This window comes from Psychrobacter sp. NZS113 (genome assembly GCF_015864825.1).
Classification (GTDB): Bacteria; Pseudomonadota; Gammaproteobacteria; order Pseudomonadales; family Moraxellaceae; genus Psychrobacter.
This window is the reverse complement of the sequence record NZ_JADYWL010000011.1, coordinates 35512-54945: the sequence shown is the minus strand read 5'-3', so window position 1 is coordinate 54945 and position 19434 is coordinate 35512. Positions and strand designations below refer to the sequence as shown.

19 protein-coding genes and 1 tRNA gene are annotated in these 19434 nt (G+C 42.1%); 14 read left to right on the top strand and 6 right to left on the bottom strand.

Going from position 1 to position 19434, the window contains the following annotated elements; genetic code table 11:
* The first annotated feature begins 509 nt into the window (after positions 1-509).
* The 9 genes from hisD (at position 510) to I6E61_RS13695 (ending at position 9237) form a co-directional block, all read left to right on the top strand.
* Positions 510-1817, top strand: coding sequence for a histidinol dehydrogenase (gene hisD, locus I6E61_RS13735; protein ID WP_197135262.1), 1308 nt, complete (start codon positions 510-512; stop codon positions 1815-1817).
* 66 nt (positions 1818-1883) lie between these two features.
* Positions 1884-2657 (top strand): SDR family NAD(P)-dependent oxidoreductase, encoded by a 774-nt coding sequence (locus I6E61_RS13730; RefSeq protein WP_197135261.1) that lies wholly within the window; start codon positions 1884-1886, stop codon positions 2655-2657.
* 130 nt (positions 2658-2787) lie between these two features.
* Positions 2788-3837 carry a LacI family DNA-binding transcriptional regulator gene (locus I6E61_RS13725; RefSeq protein ID WP_197135260.1) on the top strand — a complete coding sequence of 350 codons (1050 nt, stop codon included), beginning with the start codon at positions 2788-2790 and terminating at the stop codon, positions 3835-3837.
* A gap of 54 nt (positions 3838-3891) precedes the next feature.
* A complete protein-coding gene (locus tag I6E61_RS13720) occupies positions 3892-4884 on the top strand; it encodes a cupin domain-containing protein (RefSeq protein WP_197135259.1) in 993 nt (330 codons plus the stop codon).
* 74 nt (positions 4885-4958) lie between these two features.
* Entirely contained in the window at positions 4959-5669 is a 711-nt protein-coding gene (locus tag I6E61_RS13715) for an alpha/beta fold hydrolase (RefSeq protein WP_197135258.1), read from the top strand.
* Between the two features lie 70 nt (positions 5670-5739).
* Positions 5740-6444 carry an RraA family protein gene (locus tag I6E61_RS13710; RefSeq protein ID WP_197135257.1) on the top strand — a complete coding sequence of 235 codons (705 nt, stop codon included), beginning with the start codon at positions 5740-5742 and terminating at the stop codon, positions 6442-6444.
* A gap of 63 nt (positions 6445-6507) precedes the next feature.
* Positions 6508-7050, top strand: a complete 543-nt coding sequence (locus I6E61_RS13705) for an ester cyclase (protein WP_197135256.1) — start codon at positions 6508-6510, stop codon at positions 7048-7050.
* Between the two features lie 141 nt (positions 7051-7191).
* On the top strand, positions 7192-8250 hold the full coding sequence (locus tag I6E61_RS13700) for an ester cyclase (RefSeq protein WP_197135255.1): 1059 nt from the start codon (positions 7192-7194) through the stop codon (positions 8248-8250).
* Positions 8251-8289: 39 nt separating this feature from the next.
* Positions 8290-9237 (top strand): ester cyclase, encoded by a 948-nt coding sequence (locus I6E61_RS13695; protein ID WP_197135254.1) that lies wholly within the window; start codon positions 8290-8292, stop codon positions 9235-9237.
* A gap of 398 nt (positions 9238-9635) precedes the next feature.
* On the opposite strand, the gene I6E61_RS13690 is transcribed toward I6E61_RS13695, so the two are convergent.
* From I6E61_RS13690 to I6E61_RS13675, 4 genes are read right to left on the bottom strand one after another with little or no spacing between them, the layout of a single operon-like run.
* Entirely contained in the window at positions 9636-9956 is a 321-nt protein-coding gene (locus tag I6E61_RS13690; RefSeq protein WP_227685954.1) for a hypothetical protein, read from the bottom strand.
* A gap of 10 nt (positions 9957-9966) precedes the next feature.
* Entirely contained in the window at positions 9967-10260 is a 294-nt protein-coding gene (locus I6E61_RS13685; RefSeq protein WP_197135253.1) for a hypothetical protein, read from the bottom strand.
* On the bottom strand, positions 10257-11480 hold the full coding sequence (locus I6E61_RS13680) for a tyrosine-type recombinase/integrase (RefSeq protein ID WP_197135252.1): 1224 nt from the start codon (positions 11478-11480) through the stop codon (positions 10257-10259). Before I6E61_RS13680 ends, I6E61_RS13685 begins: the two co-directional genes overlap by 4 nt.
* A gap of 18 nt (positions 11481-11498) precedes the next feature.
* Entirely contained in the window at positions 11499-11714 is a 216-nt protein-coding gene (locus I6E61_RS13675) for a hypothetical protein (protein WP_011513303.1), read from the bottom strand.
* A gap of 196 nt (positions 11715-11910) precedes the next feature.
* Between I6E61_RS13675 and I6E61_RS13670 the strand changes: the two genes are divergently transcribed.
* Complete coding sequence (locus I6E61_RS13670) at positions 11911-12138, top strand: helix-turn-helix transcriptional regulator (RefSeq protein ID WP_197135251.1); 228 nt, start codon at positions 11911-11913, stop codon at positions 12136-12138.
* Between the two features lie 427 nt (positions 12139-12565).
* Here I6E61_RS13670 and I6E61_RS13665 read toward each other — a convergent pair.
* Positions 12566-12640, bottom strand: a tRNA-Gly gene (locus tag I6E61_RS13665).
* A gap of 244 nt (positions 12641-12884) precedes the next feature.
* On the opposite strand from I6E61_RS13665, the gene I6E61_RS13660 reads away from it, so the two are divergent.
* From I6E61_RS13660 to I6E61_RS13650, 3 genes are all read left to right on the top strand, one after another.
* The gene (locus I6E61_RS13660) at positions 12885-14549 is read left to right on the top strand and encodes an alpha-keto acid decarboxylase family protein (protein ID WP_197135250.1); all 1665 of its coding nucleotides are present in this window, start codon (positions 12885-12887) and stop codon (positions 14547-14549) included.
* Between the two features lie 202 nt (positions 14550-14751).
* Positions 14752-15087, top strand: a complete 336-nt coding sequence (locus I6E61_RS13655; RefSeq protein ID WP_110922815.1) for a GlpM family protein — start codon at positions 14752-14754, stop codon at positions 15085-15087.
* Between the two features lie 434 nt (positions 15088-15521).
* Positions 15522-17315 (top strand): potassium/proton antiporter, encoded by a 1794-nt coding sequence (locus I6E61_RS13650; protein WP_197135249.1) that lies wholly within the window; start codon positions 15522-15524, stop codon positions 17313-17315.
* Positions 17316-17323: 8 nt separating this feature from the next.
* On the opposite strand, the gene I6E61_RS13645 is transcribed toward I6E61_RS13650, so the two are convergent.
* Complete coding sequence (locus I6E61_RS13645; protein ID WP_227685952.1) at positions 17324-18226, bottom strand: LysR family transcriptional regulator; 903 nt, start codon at positions 18224-18226, stop codon at positions 17324-17326.
* 185 nt (positions 18227-18411) lie between these two features.
* Here I6E61_RS13645 and speB point away from each other — a divergent pair, with 185 nt between their 5' ends.
* Positions 18412-19380, top strand: coding sequence for an agmatinase (speB, locus tag I6E61_RS13640; RefSeq protein WP_194196800.1), 969 nt, complete (start codon positions 18412-18414; stop codon positions 19378-19380).
* The last annotated feature ends 54 nt before the right edge of the window (positions 19381-19434 follow it).

Genomic DNA, 19434 nt, shown 5'->3' with positions numbered 1-19434 from the left:
AAATATGTGTTTAACGGTTAGCTTTTGCCTATAAATTTTTAAGTAAAGAAAGTCACTGAGGTGGCTTTTTTTGCGTTTTATAACATGAATAATGTGATGCTCGTTCTTATCGACTTTTATATTTTATGTTAAAGAGTGGCACGACTGTCAAATATTCGTAAAGTTAAGCATCAAATATCTCACATTAAAGCCCTTTAACAGACGTATAAAAATTAATGAATTCGAATTCAATAAAATGTTGTATTATTGGTCGTATCGCGCTAATATATATTTATAATCAGTAGGTTTTTAGATTAACAATGTTTATTTTATACGCTTTATTTAAAGGTTATTATTAGCATTTTCAATGTATTTAGATAAGTATCAGCATAAGGGTTTTAATGATAAATTCGTATGCATTATAAATATGATGCGTGAATGGTTTCATACCATTAATAACATGATGTAAGAAAGCCAATTTTTTTATCTACCAAAAAACATGCTAAATAAGCATAAACGAGGACATGGATGTGATTACATATTTAAAAAAAGGCAAGCCTGAAGCACAACGTAGCCAAGATGATGCAAAGGTGCGTCAAGTTGTTGAGAACACATTAGCAGATATCGAAAAGCGTGGTGACACTGCCATACGTGAGCTGTCAGAGAAATTCGATAATTATTCTCCACAAGCATTTCGCTTAAACCAACAAGAGATTGATGAGCTAATTGCGCAAGTTTCGCCTCGTGATTTAGAAGACATCAAATTTGCTCAAGCTCAGGTACGTAATTTCGCCCAAGCTCAGCGCGACTCGATGCAAGACATTGAAATTGAAACCATGCCTGGGGTTATTTTGGGTCACAAAAATATTCCTGTTCAGTCGGCAGGTTGCTATATCCCAGGTGGTAAGTTTCCGATGGTCGCATCAGCACATATGTCTGTTGCTACAGCTTCGGTCGCTGGTGTACCTCGTATTGTTGCTTGTACACCACCGTTTAAAGGCAAGCCGAACCCTGCCGTGATTGCTGCTATGCACCTGGGCGGCGCGCATGAAATTTATGTGTTGGGTGGTATTCAAGCTGTTGGAGCAATGGCATTAGGTACAGAAACCATCGAACCTGTGCATATGTTGGTTGGCCCTGGTAATGCTTTTGTCGCTGAGGCAAAACGTCAGTTATTTGGTCGTGTGGGAATTGATTTATTTGCAGGACCTACTGAAACAATGGTCATTGCGGATGATACGGTTGATGGCGAGATTTGTGCTACAGATTTGCTAGGTCAAGCAGAGCACGGCTATAACTCACCTGCTGTACTGCTAACGACATCACAGCAACTGGCTGAAGACACCATGAGCGAAATCGAGCGTCTACTGAAAGTATTGCCAACGGCCGATACAGCATCGGTGAGTTGGGAAGATTATGGTGAAATCATTGTTTGTGACACCTATGAAGAAATGCTAGAAGTTGCCAATGACTATGCATCAGAACACGTGCAAGTGATGACAGATCGAGATGATTGGTTCTTAGAACATATGACTTGTTATGGGGCGTTATTTTTAGGTCCTCGTACCAATGTTTCTAATGGTGATAAAGTCATCGGTACCAATCACACTTTACCCACCAAAAAAGCAGGCCGTTATACCGGTGGATTGTGGGTAGGAAAATATTTAAAAACACACTCATACCAAAAAATCACTACGGATGAGGCCGCTGCCAAGATTGGACGTTATGGGTCGCGCTTATGCATGTTAGAAGGTTTTGTCGGTCATGCTGAACAGTGTAATGTGCGTGTACGCCGTTATGGTCATCAAGAAGTACCTTATGGTACAGCTGCTGACTAAGCCAGCATTATCATTCAATCATATCTATTGGATATCACACATTTAAATTAGAGAAGATAAAGACTTATGCAATTACCAACAACACCCTCATTTAATCTGACAGGAAAGCGTGCATTAGTGACTGGAGCCTCATCTGGTATTGGGTTAGGGTGTGCTGTTGCATTGGCTGAAGCAGGTGCAGACGTCACATTAGCGGCGCGCTCCTCCGATAAGTTGCAAGCTGTGGTGACACTAATGGCAGATAAAGGTTTAAAGTCCAACGCCTTAAAACTAGATGTGACCGATGTCGCCTCTGTTCGTCATTTATTTGAAAACCTCTCTAATACAGAAGCTTTTGATATTGTGGTCAACAGTGCAGGTATGGCCAAACATACACCTGCACTGGAGACTGAACCTAATGATTTTGATGATGTGACTGATATTAATCTGCGCGCCTCTTATTTTTTGATGCAAGCGGCAGCAAAGAAACTCATTCATGCCAATAAAGTTGGTAGCCTTATCAATGTCTCCTCACAAATGGGGCATGTCGGTGGGCCAGATCGTGCCGTGTACTGTGCAACTAAGCATGCTGTTGAGGGTTATACCAAGGCCATGGCAATAGAGTGGGGAAAGCATGGCATTCGCATTAATACCATCTGTCCAACATTTGTAAGGACAGCCTTGAGTGCAGCAACGTTTGCTGACGCTGACAAAAGCCAATGGATTATGAATAAAATTCATTTAGGCAGAGTGGCCGAAGTAGAGGATATTATGGGAGCAACTGTATTTTTGGCATCAGATGCTGCCGCCATGATAACAGGTACTTCATTGTTAATAGATGGTGGATGGACCGCAGGATAGCCAACGCTAGATATTGAGTTCTCAGTGGTTTTGACACTAAGTGTTTTTGATTTATTAGCTTAGGTATAATAATTAGCAGAACACCCTATCAACACCAATGACTAAGAGCTTGGATATAAAAGGTTATGAGATGACAAATAAAAATTCTGATATCACAAATACTATAAAAACCCAACGTGTTACAGCAGATCAAGTTGCTGAAGCAGCAGGGGTCAGTCAATCTGCGGTATCTCGGGTTTATACCCCGGGTGCGAGTGTGTCGCAAAAAATTAAAGATAAGGTAAAGAAAGCCGCTAAAGAACTAGGCTACCGGCCCAACATGCTAGCACGCTCATTAATTACTGGGCAAAGTCGTTTAATTGGTTTGGTTGTTGCGCACTTAGAAAACCTCTTTTATGCAGATGTGATCGAAAAGCTTTCTCATGCGTTGCAGTCACAAGGTTATCATTTACTAATTTTTATGGCGATGAATGACAAAGACTCTACGCTTAAGGTGGTAGATGAGCTTTTGGATTATCAAGTGGACGGTATTATCACAGCGTCTCTGAGTTTATCTAGTGATTTGACAGACCGTTGTTATACAGAGAACATTCCTGTGGTTATGCTTAATCGTTTGCAAGATGATGATCGACTCTCTGGGGTGAGCTCTGACAACTTTGTCGGTGGTCGTAAAGTGGCAGAGTTTTTTGTTAAAGGTAATCATAAAAGAATAGCTCATATTTCAGGTTGGACAGGGTCTTCTACACAGCGAGATCGTGAAGCTGGCTTCATTTTAGGGTTGCAACAGTCTGGTCAAAAGCTATTTGCCCAAGCAGTCGGTAACTATGATCGTGAAATGGCGAAGCAAGCCACGATAGAGTTATTTGCTAATAAATCTGAAACAAGCCGCCCAGATGCTGTATTTGTCGCTAATGACTTTATGGCTTTTGCTGTCATGGATACCTTACGTTACGAGTTGGGTCTTAAAGTGCCAGAAGATGTATCCGTCGTTGGGTACGATGATGTTGCAGTAGCATCTTGGGAATCTTATAGCTTAACGACCGTCAGTCAACCAGCTCAGCGTATGGCAGATGAGGTGGTATCTACTTTATTAGAGAAAATAGCCAACCCTGATTCTCCACCGAGGCGTATTTCTATAGATGGCCCATTGATTGTTCGTAACTCGGCAAAAAAACCATAAATGCTTCTGATTAAATAAGCTGTTTGGAAGACAAATTAAAATAGGAATAAAGTAATGGAAGGTATCAGCAGACTTGAGATGGAAAAACGTATCGTGCGTTATGGAGATTTGCAGCCTTGCCGTACTGCCTTTATTGATGCACATACGCCAGGGTCAAATCATAAAGAAAACTTCACTATTATTGGTGGTGGTGTGTCAGAAAGCCCAGACCAGCACGTACATATTCAAGACACCCCTGGCTTTAACATTGGTGCTGCAGGGCAACCACCACATTGTAAAAACAGCTTGCACCTACACACCACGGCCGAAGTCTTTTTTGTATTGAGTGGTCGTTGGCGCTTTTTTTGGGGCCTTCATGGTACAGCGGGAGAAGTTATTTGCGAAGCAGGAGATATTTTTAATATTCCAACGGGTGTGTTTCGTGGCTTTGAAAATATCGGTAACGACTACGGTATGATTATGTCGATACTGGGTGGTGACGATGCGGGTGGCGGTGTGACTTGGGCGCCGCAAGTTATTGAAGAGGCTAAGGCTCATGGTCTGATTTTGGGCAATGATGGTCGACTGTATGACAGCAAAAAAGGGGAGAACTTGCCTGAGGGTATTGCTCCAATGCCGTTACTCACAAAAGAAGCGCTTAAGCAGTATCTAGAAGTACCGACATCAGCAATCGTCCCTAATTATGTCGCCCGTTATTGGGACATGATGGCACTGGCCAAAGAAGCACCTTGCCAAGTAATTGGTGAATATGCCTTGATCAAAGACAAGCCAGGTTTTTCGGTAGAGTTTTTGACACGCGGCTCAATCAGTGAAGCGCCTTATCAGACTGACTGTCATGAAATTCTGATGGTGAAAACAGGGTATTGGACATTTAAGTGGCTAGATGATACTGGTGAAGAATCTCAGACAAGCATAGCACCAGGGGACGTGGTAGCCGTACCGCCTAATCTAAAACATCGTATTTACCCTTCTATGTCTGGTGAAACTGCCTTATTTAGAGTAAAAAACACCGCCGAAGCGGCAGGGGCGACTTGGAGACAGAGTTAACCACCCAAATTGAGCCGTAGTGTGATTAAGATTATTACCTTAGAAGTTAAGGCAGACTGTTTAGGAATATAAAAATGATACCTTTGGTTCTTATCCCTGGGATGATGTGTGATGCAAGACTTTACGAGCCTCAAATATCAGCTTTTTCGCACAGAGTGCCGATTCATATTGTACCGGTTTCAACTCACAGTAATATGCAGGATTTAGCAAAAGACATTATAGATAATGCACCACCAGTCTTTGCGCTGGCAGGATTATCCATGGGCGGTATTATTGCTATGGAAGTGTTACGTCAAGCACCCAATCGCATTGCCAAACTTGCGCTACTTGACACAAACCCAAAATCAGAAGCAGAAGAGGTTAAGAGAAATCGCCAATTATTAATGGCCAATGTGCAACAGAATGGATTGGCTGAGGTGATAGCGAATACTATTCCTAAGTATTTCTCGCCTACAGAAAGTCTATCAACTCAGAGAAATTTAAAAATAATTGAGCTTTGCAACGCCATGTCTCAGTCATCTGGTATAGCCGCTTATATTAACCAAAGCATGGCTTTACGTGATAGACAAGACCAGCAAGAAACTTTAAAAAAACTTGCTGCCAATGTCCCTACTTTAATTTTGTGTGGTGAAAACGATCAACTTTGTCCTGTTGAGCGTCATACATTGATGAAGTCTTTGATGCCAAATGCAGATTTACACATCATCAAAGGTGCAGGCCACCTACCGACATTGCAAGCGCCAGAGCAAACCAACTGTGCCTTAGAAAGCTGGTTGTTTTCTTAAATAATGACATACCCTAGTTAACCAAAATTAGCTTGTCGCTCAAATCATATGGAAATGAAAGGAGATATCTATGAATAATACGTTACTTAAATTACTGCAATCTGTTGATACGCCAACGGTATGTAACGCCATTGAAGTGGCTCAGGGTAAAAGAGGCTTTAATAGTTTTACACGTGGAAATATGTTGTCATCTGACCCTGATTCAAGACCGATTGTCGGTTATGCCGTGACCGCAAAAATTAGCGCATTGGCAGAACCCACAGAACCAAAAGAGGTGATCCGCGCCAGACGTATGGATTATTATCGTGCCATGTCAGAGGGTGCTAAAGGTGATATGCCCTCAGTCGCAGTGGTTGAAGATGTCGATTATCCAAACTGCATTGGCGCATACTGGGGCGAAATCAACACGACGATACATAAGGCATTTGGGATGAATGGGGCACTAACAAATGGCGTGATGCGCGATTTGGGTGATATGGCAGAAGACTTTCCAGTGATTGCCCCTTTTGTCGGTCCTAGTCATGGATTTGTCCATATTAAAGAGGTTAATACCACAGTCGATATTATGGGCATGACGGTTGAGGTGGGTGATTTAATACATGCTGACCGTCATGGCGCCGTCGTCATACCTAAAAATATAATCGATAAATTGGAAGCAGCTATTCAGAAGTTATTAAATAGCGAGAAAATCATCCTAACACCAGCAAAACAAGAAGGTTTTGACTTTGCAGCTTTTGAGAAAGCGTGGCAAGCGTTCGAAGAATCAAGAGTTTGATTTTTGTCTTCATCAATGCTTAAAAAATAACTTTTACCTTTTAACTTAAAAGAGAGAAATATTATGACAACCTCAAAACGTCCAGAGCAAGGCATCTTAACCAAAGATAATGATCTTAGTAAAACGGATGAAACCATAGGTGTGATTGATGCCATGGTTGACGGCTTAAATGATCATGATATTGATAATATGGGTCGATTTTTTGCCGAAACTTTTCGCTGGATGGGTAATGCAGGATGTGGTTACAAAGAAGGCTTAACAGAGTTTCAAAATGGTTGGCAGCGTCCATTTCAGCAAGCATTCTCTGAAAAAGTGTGTATTGATGAAGCAAGACTAACCCAAGGTGAATGGTGTGCAGCATTTGGTCGTCAAGAAGCCATCCACAGTGGCGAATTCATGGGTATAAAGCCCACCGGCAAGAAAGTCATTATTCGCTATATGGATTTTTGGAAAGTAGCCGATGGTAAAATCGAAGATAACTATGTCATGGTCGATTTTCCTTCTATTATGATGCAGCTAGGTATTGACCCCTTTAATGGTCATGGTTGGGAAAAGTTTGACACCAAATCAGGTGATTTGGCCCACACACCTACTATCATGGAATAAAGTCCTAACCTAAGACCTAAGGTGCGACCAATCAAAGCCATAACCACATCTACTATTGTCGATGTGGTTATGATTAATTAACTGAAAGCTTGTAAGATTTTTAATCGATTCAAATCTAAAAAATATAGCAAGGGAAAGCACATGAATAACAAGACAGCAGAACAGCAAAATAAACATCAAATTGAGCGGTTTAATAAAGCGCTATACAATTATGATAGTGAAAAAGTGAAGTCTCTAATCGATGAGCTCTTTACTGAATCTGCTGTCATTCAATTGGCTTACCCATTAGAAACCCTGCAAAACCGTGACGCTTTATTTACTGAAGCATTTGAGCCATTACAACAAGCCATTCCAGATCTAGAGCGTCGAACCTTTATTGTCATGGCTGGCAATAGTGGTAGCAGTATGACCAGCAATGAAAATAGTAATACTGACTGGGTAGGGTGTGCTGGCTACTATACAGGTACGTTCATGGAAAGCTGGCTTGATATTCCTCCCACAGGACATCAGGTTACCATGCGTTTTCATGAGTTTTACCGCTTTGAAAACGGCAAGATTGTTGAAATGCAAGCACTTTGGGACATACCGGAAGTGATGTATCAAGCGGATGCATGGCCAATGGTAAGAAGCCTTGGGCGTGAAGGTATCACCTCAGCACCAGCTACCCTCGATGGCAACCTAGTGGGACAAGATTACTCTGTTGAACAAAATCAGCGAAGCGGGCAATTAGTGCTCGATATGCTAAACGGTTTGGGTAAGTTTTCGACAGGCGGTGTCTCAGCCATGAATCTAGAAAAGTATTGGCATCCTCGTTGCACTTGGTACGGACCTTCTGGTATTGGTGCTTGCCGAGGTATTGCAGGGTTTCGCAACTGGCATCAAATCCCATTTTTAAATGCTCTGCCAAACCGTCAAACCATTGAAGAAAACGGGTATTTTTTTGCTGAAGGAGATTATGTCGCTTTCACCGCTTGGCCTGGCATGTCGATGACTGTCTCTAACGATGGCTGGCTTGGTATTGCACCTGCCGGACAACAAGTAACGCTTCGTAGCCTAGACTTTTGGCGTTGTGAGGATGGCTTAATTCGTGAGAACTGGGTGCTTGTAGATATTTTACATGCCTATAAACAAGTTGGCGTAGATGTCCTCGCTCGAATGCGCGAATTTAATAAAGCACGTTACCGTCAGTTTGATAAATAAAACCAATTTACTAACATTTACTTTAAAAAAGAGCAATTTATGAAAGGATTCGATGAGAAGTTTAACGATTTTCCTGACTATATATTAAAAATTACTAATGAAATCTGGGAAAACCGTGGATTACACACGCTACATGACTATTATGCTCCAGATATTGTGGTTAGGACGCCACTAGGTATAGACTTTGGAAATCAAGGCGTGATAAATGCGACCATGAATGTGTTAGCAGAGTTTCCTAACCGTACCTTGCTGGGTGAAGATGTCATTTGGAGCGGTACGCCAGAGACGGGCATGCTGTCTTCACACCGTATCATCACCACGGCCACACATATTAAAACGGGTCAAAATCTTCGTTTTCGAGTCATTGCTGATTGCCATGCAAAAAACAATCAGATTGATGATGAATGGTTGATAAGAGATCAAGGAGCCATTGCTCGACAAATGGGTCAAACGCCTAAAGAACGCGCGCAAGAAGTTATTGAAATGCAAGAGAGAAATGGTATTGCCAAACCACCATTTACCCCAAATATTGATCAAGAAGGTCCCTATTTAGGTCGTGGTAACGACAATGCATGGGGTGAGAAGTATGCTGATATTTTAACTCGCTTAATGAATGCAGAGTTTGCTTTGATTCCACATGAGTACGATCGTTGTTGTTTAGGTGAGTATCCAGGTGGCGTTTCAGGTATATCACATGGTGATGTTGATGCTTTCTGGCTAGGGTTGCGTTCATCATTTCCTAATGCTGAGTTTAAGATTCACCACCAGATTGGTCGGGAAGATAAGTTAATGTCACCTCGTGCAGCGATTAGATGGTCATTAACTGGCAAGCATGAAGGTTATGGGCATTTTGGACAGCCAACTGGCGCAGATGTACATGTCATGGGAGCCTGCCATGCTGAGTTTGGACCTTGGGGCTTACGCCGCGAATATGTGATGTATGATGAAGTAGCGATTTGGCAACAGATATTATTGGCTGCAAAATAATTTAGGTGCTTAAAAGTTATAGCGTTGTATATAGACGCTAATTATCACGAGTTTTTGCAAAAAATATTTTGGAAAGGAGGATGGTAATACTTAATGGTACTAGCATCCTTTTTCATCTTTATTATATGTTGACCTAAACCGTAGTAATAAACTTGCCAATCTAAATTCTATCAGTAGTTATCCTAACTTCGCTTATTACTTAGCTACTCAGAAGAAATGTATTATCTTACTATAAAAACTGACTGTATCAGTGTATTTATACTGACTCTAATATTTGCTTACATGCTTGAGCTAAATAAGAGTTGTAGTGGCTCATTAAATTTGAACCGTGTATGAGAAATGATAGACACAAAAAATCCAGACAACCCAAGCTGTCCGGAATTTTTGACGGTTAACACTCATTTGTTTTCTTTATCTGTCCGCCATAAAGCATTCTCACATATCGCGCATAACCAACTGTCTTTTGCGCGCATATAGGGAATATCAGCAGGTACTTCAATTGGACAAGCATAACCGCAGTACTCACATACAACATCGTCCAAGTAGGCATAACACTGAGCGATTGTCTCAAACAGTATTTGAGGACTTACCTCATACTTTTCACAAAGCGTCTGCACATGTTTAATAAAGCCGCTCTGATTATCATATGCCCAGTAATCCTCACATATCTTGATATCGTATGGACTCTGCGTCATATTGGGCTGAAGTTTTACACTCATAATACTCTCCTCAGTAGCTGCCATAGCTAGATTGCGGTAATAGCTCATAAAGCTCGCTTTGAAGCTTAATGCTTATATCTTCCACAAAGTACCCATCCTGAGCATCTAAGCTCTTCTGCACCCACACACGCATCGCCATATCATTATTAAAGCACCGCTTCACTCCTAAGAAGCGTGCTAGGTTATAACCCGATGAAACGTACAACTCACGCATCAATGCATTGGCGATAAGATTTGCATCTGCACTGATTGCACCATCCCGTTTAAACTCACCAAACAGCTCTTCATAATTAATAATTTTCATTGTGACGTCTCCTTGTCAGTTTGTGCATTAGAGCTATTCGATGCACTGGTTAGCTTTTCCTTGCTCGCCATTAGCAAGTTATCCATCGCTGAGCCATCTTGACGGGTGATATCAGGCACATAACGGCTATACACTCGAAACAGCATCTCTGTACTGCTATGGCCCATCTGACGTGCTATCCACTCAGGGTTCTCACCAGCAGCGAGCCAAAGCGTCGCTGCCGTGTGCCGAGTTTGATAAGCACGCCGGTGTTTCAAACCGAGTAGGGCAAGCGTGGGTTTCCATACCCGTCTATTCACATTACGGTACTCCATCGGATTGCCTTGTGAATTGCAAAACACAAACTCTGACTTACCAAAGGTGCGAGTCTTTTGCTCCAGTAAGGCGTCATAAACTAACTGTGATATCGCAATATCACGCTGTGAGCCTAATGTCTTCGTCGGACCCATCTCACCATTAACTAATGCCTCTCTTATACTGATCTCACGACGATCAAAGTTAATGCACTCCCATTTAAGCCCATCAATCTCACTGGTACGCATTCCCGTAAAAAAGCGAATAGTGTAGTAGGGCTTATAGTCAGCTCGAACATGCTTTAAAATCAGCCATACCTCAGCCAGCGTAAAGGGATTTACATCCGGACGAGCTTGTTTGAGGTTCTTAATATTTTTATAAGGCATCTCAAAATCATGGCGATCTGACGCTTCTTCTAGTATCATACGAAGAAGTATCATGATCTGGTTGATCCGTGCTACTGACAGACTTGACTGACCATCTTTACCGTAACAAACTTTGGCGAGGGAGCTACGGAAGGTCAGCAAGTCTGATTTTTTTATGGCATGTACCGCTTTACCACCAAACTCAGGTAATAAATACTTATTCAAAATAATCTGTATCTTTTGCCGATAGCTCGGTCGCCATTCAATCTTCCTCTCCTCAAAAAACGTTTCCGAAAACTTCTTAAAGGTCGGATTGCGACTGATACAAGCTTCGGCTCTATCAGCCAGTGCCGTCATCTCCTGCGCTCGTTCACTCTTTGGGAAGTAAGCAGCATAGTCAAAGATGCCTAAAGTTATTTCTGCTTCCATTTTTTTCATGACTTGCGCTAATTTTTTACGATTAGCTGGGTTGTCTTCTAAACTGGTCTTTTCTCGACAGCGCTTACCTAAGTAGCGGAAGTCAACGACTAGCTTACCAAACCGTCCTCGCATAGTAGCCATAGTAAATCTCCTTATTTTTTATTGAAGTGCCATACCATTGATAGCGCTCATAACTGGCTTGCACATGTCTTCCTCGATACGCTCCCATACGTACAAAATCTTACGACCACCAAAAGGGCGTATGTAGTGAATGTTTTCAATCAAAACGGTGTCTTTCATTTGATTGCGGATAGTACGTGCGTCGTACTTGATGCGTTCGGCTAACTCATCAGTTGTTAAATAAGTATTACTCATAGTATTTACCTCTTTTCAGTTATTAAGTAATTGCATTAAGTGATAGAATAAAAATTATTTTATCAACCTGTAAAAATGCATCTTGAAGGAATCAGTTAAAATTTACCCGCTTAAAGGTAATTAATAACCGATTTGTGTAATATATTACCTTTTTACTGCAATGTAAAGCATTTTTACCCGAAAAGAGGTAAATTTTATGATCGTGTCTAAACTCCCTGTTATTTTGGCAGAGAAAAAATTGCGTGTAGCAGATGTTGTAAGAGCAACAGGCATGAGTAAATCAACCCTTCACAAACTATATAATGAAGAGTCATCAAGAATTGATTTCAATACTATCGACCAGTTATGTGAGTTTTTAGACGTGCAGGTGGGTGACTTGTTTATCTATAAGCCAAATACTAAACATGTGGGTGACCAGTCTTGATGACTTATAAAACTGGAAATATATGAGTAGAGAAACAGCTGTATAGCCTTATCTAAAAGGCGCTTCAAAGTATACAATTAAGGTTGGGGTTATTTTTTATATTTACTTTTCTCTGTTTTGGTCACGTTCTGGTCACGATATGAGCTAATTGTAAAAAAGCAGTGGAAAAGGAAAAGCGATACTAAGAAAATATTTTTTAGCATCGCTTCCTATAAAGGTAGGAGTAGTAAGTTGGGGTCAATTATAGAAACGGTGTTTATAGCGTGGGCACGAAATGGTCACGTTTTGGTCACGGTGCTGATTTTGAGACTTTTATCTCGTTAGATTAACTTAATAGTTTGATTGGTCAATAAGATATAAGAACGCTGTAGCCCCTGAAAATTAGACAAAAAAAAGCCTCACTGTTAAGTGAGGCTTTTTAAGTATTTGGAGCGGGAAAAGAGATTCGAACTCTCGACCCCAACCTTGGCAAGGTTATGCTCTACCACTGAGCTATTCCCGCTAATTATCAATTAACTATCGTCAGTTGATGAAGGCGTATTATACGCAGTTTTTTTTACCTGTCAACACTTACGTTAAAAAAAATTAAAGTTAGCAAAACAGGCATGTCATACAACTGCACAGATATGTTATAACAGTTTCTTATAATATGCATTCCAAAAAATTTGCATGAGATAAATAGACTGGAATACTCATTATAATTCACTTCAACCATAAAAGATTATCAGTATTTATAAGGATAAAAAATGACACAACAATATACCATCGCCGATTATTTGTTTGATCGTGTCGCAGAAGCGGGTGCCTCTGAGATATTTGGCGTACCTGGTGATTTCAACTTAACTTTTTTAGACAATATTCTTGCCTCTGATAAATTGCGCTGGGTGGGCAATACCAATGAGCTAAATGCTGGCTATGCTGCAGATGGCTACGCACGTGAGCGTGGGTTTGCAGCTATGGTCACGACTTTTGGTGTAGGGGAGTTGTCAGCGATTAATGCGACGGCAGGCTCTTTTGCTGAGTATGCGCCTGTATTGCATATCGTGGGCGCACCAAGTACGGCGCTACAAGACTCAAAGCGCCGTATTCATCACTCGCTTGGTGATGGCGTATTCAATCACTTTATTAAAATGGTAGAGCCAGTGACTGTGGCGCGAGCGCAAATTACACCAGAAAACGCGGCTTCAGAAATTGACCGTGTCATCCGCTTGATTCTTAAGAAACATCGTCCTGGTTATCTGCTGCTATCACCTGATGTGGCAAAAATGCCCATTTACCCACCAACCACGAAGCTGATTGACAGCCAAGAAGATATTACCAGCCAAGCGGCATTGGCAGATTTCAAGCAAGCACTTATAGCGTTTTTACCGAACAAAACCACGACGCTGATGGCAGATTTAATGGTGCATCGTTTGGGGTTACAAAATGAGCTTAAAGCACTGATTGCTGATACGGATATTCCTTATACCACGCTGTCTTGGGGCAAAACACTGCTCGATGAAAACAGTAATCGCTGGGCAGGAACTTATGCAGGCGTCGCCTCACGCCCTGTGGTCAAGGACGTAGTAGAAAACTGCGAGTGCCTGATCAAAATAGGGGTGCAATATACGGATACAACTACAGCAGGATTCAGTCAAGATATCAACGAAGATGTGGTAGTAGACTTGCATTATGAGCGTGCGTCAATTAGTGGTCAGAATTTTGCACCGATTGCGCTAAAAGATGCGCTGCAAGTCTTGCATGAAGTCATGACCTCTGGTATCAAAATCGTGCCAAAACCTTTCTGTGAGCCTGTCAATCCTCATGAGCAAAACGGTAAAGACGATGAAGCCATCCGCCAAGACGACCTTTGGCACATTATTGCAGACCACTTAGATCATAATAACTTGGTTTTCTCTGAACAAGGAACGGCTTACTTTGGTATTAGTGATGTGCGTTTGCCACAGGGTGTTACATCTTATGGGCAACCAATGTGGGGCTCGATTGGTTACACGCTGCCCGCAAGTTTGGGTGCTGCCATTGCCTCGCCAGATAAGCGTAGTGTGTTGCTGATTGGTGATGGTTCTGCCTTACTCACTATTCAAGAAATCGCGGTGATGATCCAAGAGCGTACCAATCCAGTTATCGTGTTGATTAATAATGATGGCTACACGGTAGAGCGTGCAATTCATGGTGAAAATCAAGCTTACAATGATATTCCTAAATGCAATTGGCAGTTGATGCCACAAGCATTTGGTGCGACTGAAGAAAACAGCTTGATGATCAAAGTAGAGACCGCTGGCGAGTTGAAAGCAGCACTCGAAAAAGCAGCAGTGACCACGGATAAGTTGGTGATGCTAGAAGTCATCGCCGACAAACATGATATCCCGCCATTATTAGCAGACATCAGCGCGGCACTAAAGCCTTCTTAAATGAGTAGCAGTGTATGAAGGAAATTAAATTTTATATCAATTTTCTTTAGTTTTTAGACAGTGAAAGCCCTATTTGGCATGATGCTAAGTAGGGATTTTTTTGTATTTTAGAATTCTCATTATTTATTATCAGCTATTTTGTTCTGTGCGCTCATTATCATGATAAATTAAGCGATTAATATGCGACAGGAGAGAACGCATCATGATTTGGCTAAAAATGCTTATTGGTGCTTTGATGGTATTGGCGATTCAATTATTTGCACAAACTCGATTTTTCTATTTGGCAGCACTTGCGCCGCTTTTTCCCACATTTACTTTAATCAGCCATTTCATTGTTGGTACCGAGCGTAGCCCTGCTGATTTAAAAGTCGCCTTGATATTTAGCATGCTCGGCGTCATACCTCATCTTATCTATACTTTTGTGGTATTTTTTAGCATTGGCTATGTCAGCTTATATAAAGCATTAATGCTAGGGGTGGTCGCTTGGATGATTGCTGCGGCTATTTTAGTGCTTACGTGGCAATACATACAAGCATAGCCAGTATTGAAGAGAGCGTCTAAAACAGTATGAGAAATAGCTCCAACTGTATTTAAAGTCCTTAAGTCATGTCATCAAACTCACTTGTATTATCATGATTAAATTAAAAGAAAATGCTAGTAAAAATCTTTATAGATAGTTTTTATAGACATGATAGTAGATGTTATTCTTAATGATATTTTTAGGATAGTTAATCCTCTATAAAAGAGTGACAGCGTTACCCTCGCTTGAAGTATCACAGTTACAACTACACTCGGTTGCTTTGTACTATTTTTAAATTGAATCGACTATATCTAGATGTGGAGTCTACTAGCCCATTGAGATGACTATCGAGTGAATTGAAGACACGCTCTAACAAAGATAAAAGATTAAATTGTAATATTTTCGCACCAACTTAATTCATCACCATTGATAAAAATAGGGCTTAAAAAAAGATGGATACCTTAAATATCCTATATCTCGTAGGAGCATTGTTAATTTTTGCCAGTATTATGGCCAGTACATTGTCAGCGCGCTTGGGTGTTCCATTGTTACTATTGTTTTTGATAGTAGGCATGTTGGCTGGTGAGCAAGGTATCTTAGGGATTGAGTTTTCTCAATATGCGTTGGCCAATTTCGTCGGGCAGGCAGCTTTAGCTTGTATTTTGCTAGATGGTGGTCTGCGTACTTCTTTTAAGTCATTTCGAGTCGGACTAAAGCCTGCGATTACGCTGGCCACATGGGGCGTGCTAGCCACGGTCATGGTGCTCGGGATATTCGTTACTTGGTTGCTCGATGTCGATTGGCGCTTTGGTTTGCTTATGGCGGCCATTGTTGGTTCGACCGATGCGGCAGCGGTATTCTCTCTATTACGTAATGGTGGCGTCAAGCTTAACGATCGCGTCCAAGCCACGCTTGAGCTGGAGTCCGGTGGTAACGATCCATTGGCTATCTTATTGGTCACTGGTTTGATTGCTCTAAATGTGGATCCGGATGGTCAGAGCGTACTTGGATTTTTGGGTTTGCTATTGCAGCAGTTGGGCGTTGGTTTGGGCATGGGGTTGCTTTTTGGTTATTTGCTATCTCGGCTATTGCCCAAGGTGCATTTGGCAGAGGGTATGTATGCTATTTTAATCCTGTCTGCGGGCTTGGCCGTTTTTGCGGCTACCAATATGTTGGGCGGTAGTGGGTTTTTGGCGGTGTACCTCACGGGTGTTATGATTGGCAATCACAAAGTGCGCTCGACTGAGCATGTGATGCGAGTGATGGATAGCTTTGCATGGTTATCACAAGCGGTGCTTTTTGTCGTATTAGGGCTATTGGTCACGCCATCGAATGTTCTCAATGTCTGGCACTATTCAGTAGCGATAGCAGCCTTTATGATCTTCGTTGCTCGTCCTATTGCCGTATATACCAGTGTGAAACCATTCAAATTTAAAGACAGAGAGATCGGCTTTATTTCTTGGGTTGGACTGCGTGGTGCGGTACCTATTACATTGGCTCTCTTACCGGTGATGGCAGGCATAGACAATGCTTTTATGCTGTTCGATATTGCTTTTGGTGTGGTCGTTGTGTCTTTGATTTTACAAGGAACGACCATTCCTATCATGGCGAATTTGTTTAAGGTACGTATTCCAACCAACCAAGACCCAAAAGAAGAACACGAAGTTTGGGTATCCGATAAAGCCAGTATTACTTTGTATGAGTTCGAAGTTAAATCAGGCGCTTTCGCTATCGGTCGACATCCCTTAGAGATCTCTAAACGTGTCAACCCTGATGAGATTCGTATTTTTGCACTGGTACGTGGACAGCAGATCGTCGTTACTGATGAAGAGACGAAGCTGAAATTTGGTGATAGCGTCTGGTATGCAATGCGAGGCAATCATGCCAGCAAGATTGCCAAAATCTTTAATGACACGACTTTGAATCATAAAGCGATTGATGATTTTTATGGAGATTGGCTGCTATCACCCAGTGTCAAACTCGGCGATTTGCCATTTTTTACTGGCGCGATGACGTCTGAATCTCTAGTGGATAACCTAAAACCAAAACCTAAAGACGGCTCAAAAAGTATGTGGGATCAGACGGTCGCTGAGTATGTAAAGCAACGTTTGGCTACCGCACCAGTCTCTGGTGACACTGTTGTCATAAGCGACGAATGGTCATTGGTCATCAAAGAAGTAGATGACAAAGGCAGACTGCGAACCATTGGCTTAAAACACCGAGAGTCACCCACTATAAGTCAGTGATTTATAGCCTACAATAAATTCATCATTTTATTCAAAAAGTCAGCAATGTGTTTGTGCTGGTTCTGCCGATACGCCCAATGGTGCTCGACGGCATAACTGGCTTCCTCTCGCAGTAATATTTTCATCAAACCTTCTCTTTCGTAGCGCATGGCTAGGTCACGAGGCAAGTAGCCAACATGGTGGCCGGCCAGAATCAACTGTGCAGTAGCCTCCATATGATACGTCGTGGCGCTTAATGTTTTGGGGCGTACATGATGGATGCTGACATCAGTAATATAGCCTCTTTTTATCCACGGATGGTTTTGTTCTAAGTCTTCTAATGTCAAATCTTCTGAATTGTAAAATAACCGGTGCTCGCGTCCGCAGCAAACGACCTGTCTCTCTACAAATGCTGGCTTAAACGTCAGTAGTGGTGGAAAGCTGCCAAAATAACCGACCCCAATATCACTTTCGTTACTGAGCAGTTTCTCTAACATGCTTTCAGGGCTTTGTACGTCGATAGAAAAATGTATCAGTGGATTGTTACGGTAGCTGTTCGCAAGCCGTTGTCGAAGCACGTCATAAAAAAACTTAGGCATTTGATCGGTTAGGCACAGTCTAATATGACCGCCATGAACAGAGTCTAGTTGCTGAATATAATGCAGCTGATGTTGAAAGTTGGCGACCGATTCGGTAAAGGCCACACAAGCCTCATAAACCGCTGCGCCATCTTCTGTCAGCTTAAATCCTGCGCGACCACGATGGCATAATGTCATGCCCAAACGGTCTTCTAAATGTGTTAAATGACCGCTAATCACCGAAGGGGTGACATTTAGGCGCGTCTGAGCTGCTGTCACCCCTTGACAGTCTACGATGGCCATAAAGCTACGTAGGGTTTTTACATCTATTTTTATCAACTCATCTAATATCAAGATTCATCCTCCGATAAATACTCTCTTCAACAAACTTCTGCTAATAACGTATAAGTCTGCTTTACTACGAAAATTCAGAAGTTTACTTCTAAATTTTACCATGGTTTGCTGTCTTATATTTAGGTATTGTCAAGGGTATGTAGCAAATTGTGTATTTTAATTAACAGGTAATAAGGACGTGATTTATGAGCTTCAATCAGCCACTAAGCGGTAACGAGATGCCAAGATTTGGCGGTTTCGCCACTATGATGCGTCTGCCAACTCAGGCAGATGCCGAAGGGTTAGATGTCGCGTTTGTAGGTGTGCCTTTAGATATCGGTGCATCGAACCGTAGCGGTGCGAGACTAGGCCCAAGACAGATTCGTGATGAGTCACGTATGATTCGTCCTTACAATGTGGCCACTCGCGCTGCTCCTTTTGAATCATTACAAGTCGCTGATATTGGTGATGTACCTATCAACACGTTTAACCTCCTAAAAAGCGTCGATATCATCGAAAAATTCTATACCGATAAAATCGTTAAACATGGTGCCATTCCATTAACGTTGGGTGGCGATCATACCATCGCACTTCCTATCTTACGCGCACTTGCCAAAAAACATGGCCCTGTCGGCATGGTGCATATCGATGCTCATGCGGATATCAATGATGATATGTTTGGCGAAAAAATTGCCCATGGCACACCGTTTCGCCGTGCTGTCGAAGAAAATCTAATCGATGGCAACCGTGTGGTACAAATCGGTCTGCGTGGTACAGGTTATAGCGCTGAAGAGTTTGACTGGTCAACCGAGCAGGGCTTTCGCGTTGTGCCGGCTGAAGAGTGTTGGTACAAGTCATTGGCCCCGCTGATGGCAGAAGTACGTGAAAAACTAGGTGACGGTCCTGTCTACTTAAGCTTTGACATTGATGGTATTGACCCTGCATTTGCACCAGGTACTGGTACTGCTGAAATCGGTGGTCTGACGTCTACTCAGGGTATCGAAATCATTCGTGGTATGCGCGGTCTAGATGTAGTCGGCGGCGATTTGGTTGAAGTATCGCCACCTTATGACCCATTTGGTAACACCTCTGTACTGGCTGCGAACTTATTGTTTGAGATGCTATGCATTTTACCGGGTGTGCGTTATGACGATAAGGTCAAAGCTGTTTACTAGTAGAGTGTCTCGCAATGATAACCATAAAGGGGTGGGGTAGTAGCTCTCTCTTGT

Coding starts and splice junctions, on each gene's coding strand:
- I6E61_RS13730 (WP_197135261.1), top strand. CDS start 1,884: ATGCAATTACCAACAACACCCTCATTTAATCTGACAGGAAAGCGTGCA.
- I6E61_RS13725 (WP_197135260.1), top strand. CDS start 2,788: ATGACAAATAAAAATTCTGATATCACAAATACTATAAAAACCCAACGT.
- I6E61_RS13720 (WP_197135259.1), top strand. CDS start 3,892: ATGGAAGGTATCAGCAGACTTGAGATGGAAAAACGTATCGTGCGTTAT.
- I6E61_RS13715 (WP_197135258.1), top strand. CDS start 4,959: ATGATACCTTTGGTTCTTATCCCTGGGATGATGTGTGATGCAAGACTT.
- I6E61_RS13710 (WP_197135257.1), top strand. CDS start 5,740: ATGAATAATACGTTACTTAAATTACTGCAATCTGTTGATACGCCAACG.
- I6E61_RS13705 (WP_197135256.1), top strand. CDS start 6,508: ATGACAACCTCAAAACGTCCAGAGCAAGGCATCTTAACCAAAGATAAT.
- I6E61_RS13700 (WP_197135255.1), top strand. CDS start 7,192: ATGAATAACAAGACAGCAGAACAGCAAAATAAACATCAAATTGAGCGG.
- I6E61_RS13695 (WP_197135254.1), top strand. CDS start 8,290: ATGAAAGGATTCGATGAGAAGTTTAACGATTTTCCTGACTATATATTA.
- I6E61_RS13690 (WP_227685954.1), bottom strand. CDS start 9,956: ATGAGTGTAAAACTTCAGCCCAATATGACGCAGAGTCCATACGATATC.
- I6E61_RS13685 (WP_197135253.1), bottom strand. CDS start 10,260: ATGAAAATTATTAATTATGAAGAGCTGTTTGGTGAGTTTAAACGGGAT.
- I6E61_RS13680 (WP_197135252.1), bottom strand. CDS start 11,480: ATGGCTACTATGCGAGGACGGTTTGGTAAGCTAGTCGTTGACTTCCGC.
- I6E61_RS13675 (WP_011513303.1), bottom strand. CDS start 11,714: ATGAGTAATACTTATTTAACAACTGATGAGTTAGCCGAACGCATCAAG.
- I6E61_RS13670 (WP_197135251.1), top strand. CDS start 11,911: ATGATCGTGTCTAAACTCCCTGTTATTTTGGCAGAGAAAAAATTGCGT.
- I6E61_RS13660 (WP_197135250.1), top strand. CDS start 12,885: ATGACACAACAATATACCATCGCCGATTATTTGTTTGATCGTGTCGCA.
- I6E61_RS13655 (WP_110922815.1), top strand. CDS start 14,752: ATGATTTGGCTAAAAATGCTTATTGGTGCTTTGATGGTATTGGCGATT.
- I6E61_RS13650 (WP_197135249.1), top strand. CDS start 15,522: ATGGATACCTTAAATATCCTATATCTCGTAGGAGCATTGTTAATTTTT.
- speB (WP_194196800.1), top strand. CDS start 18,412: ATGAGCTTCAATCAGCCACTAAGCGGTAACGAGATGCCAAGATTTGGC.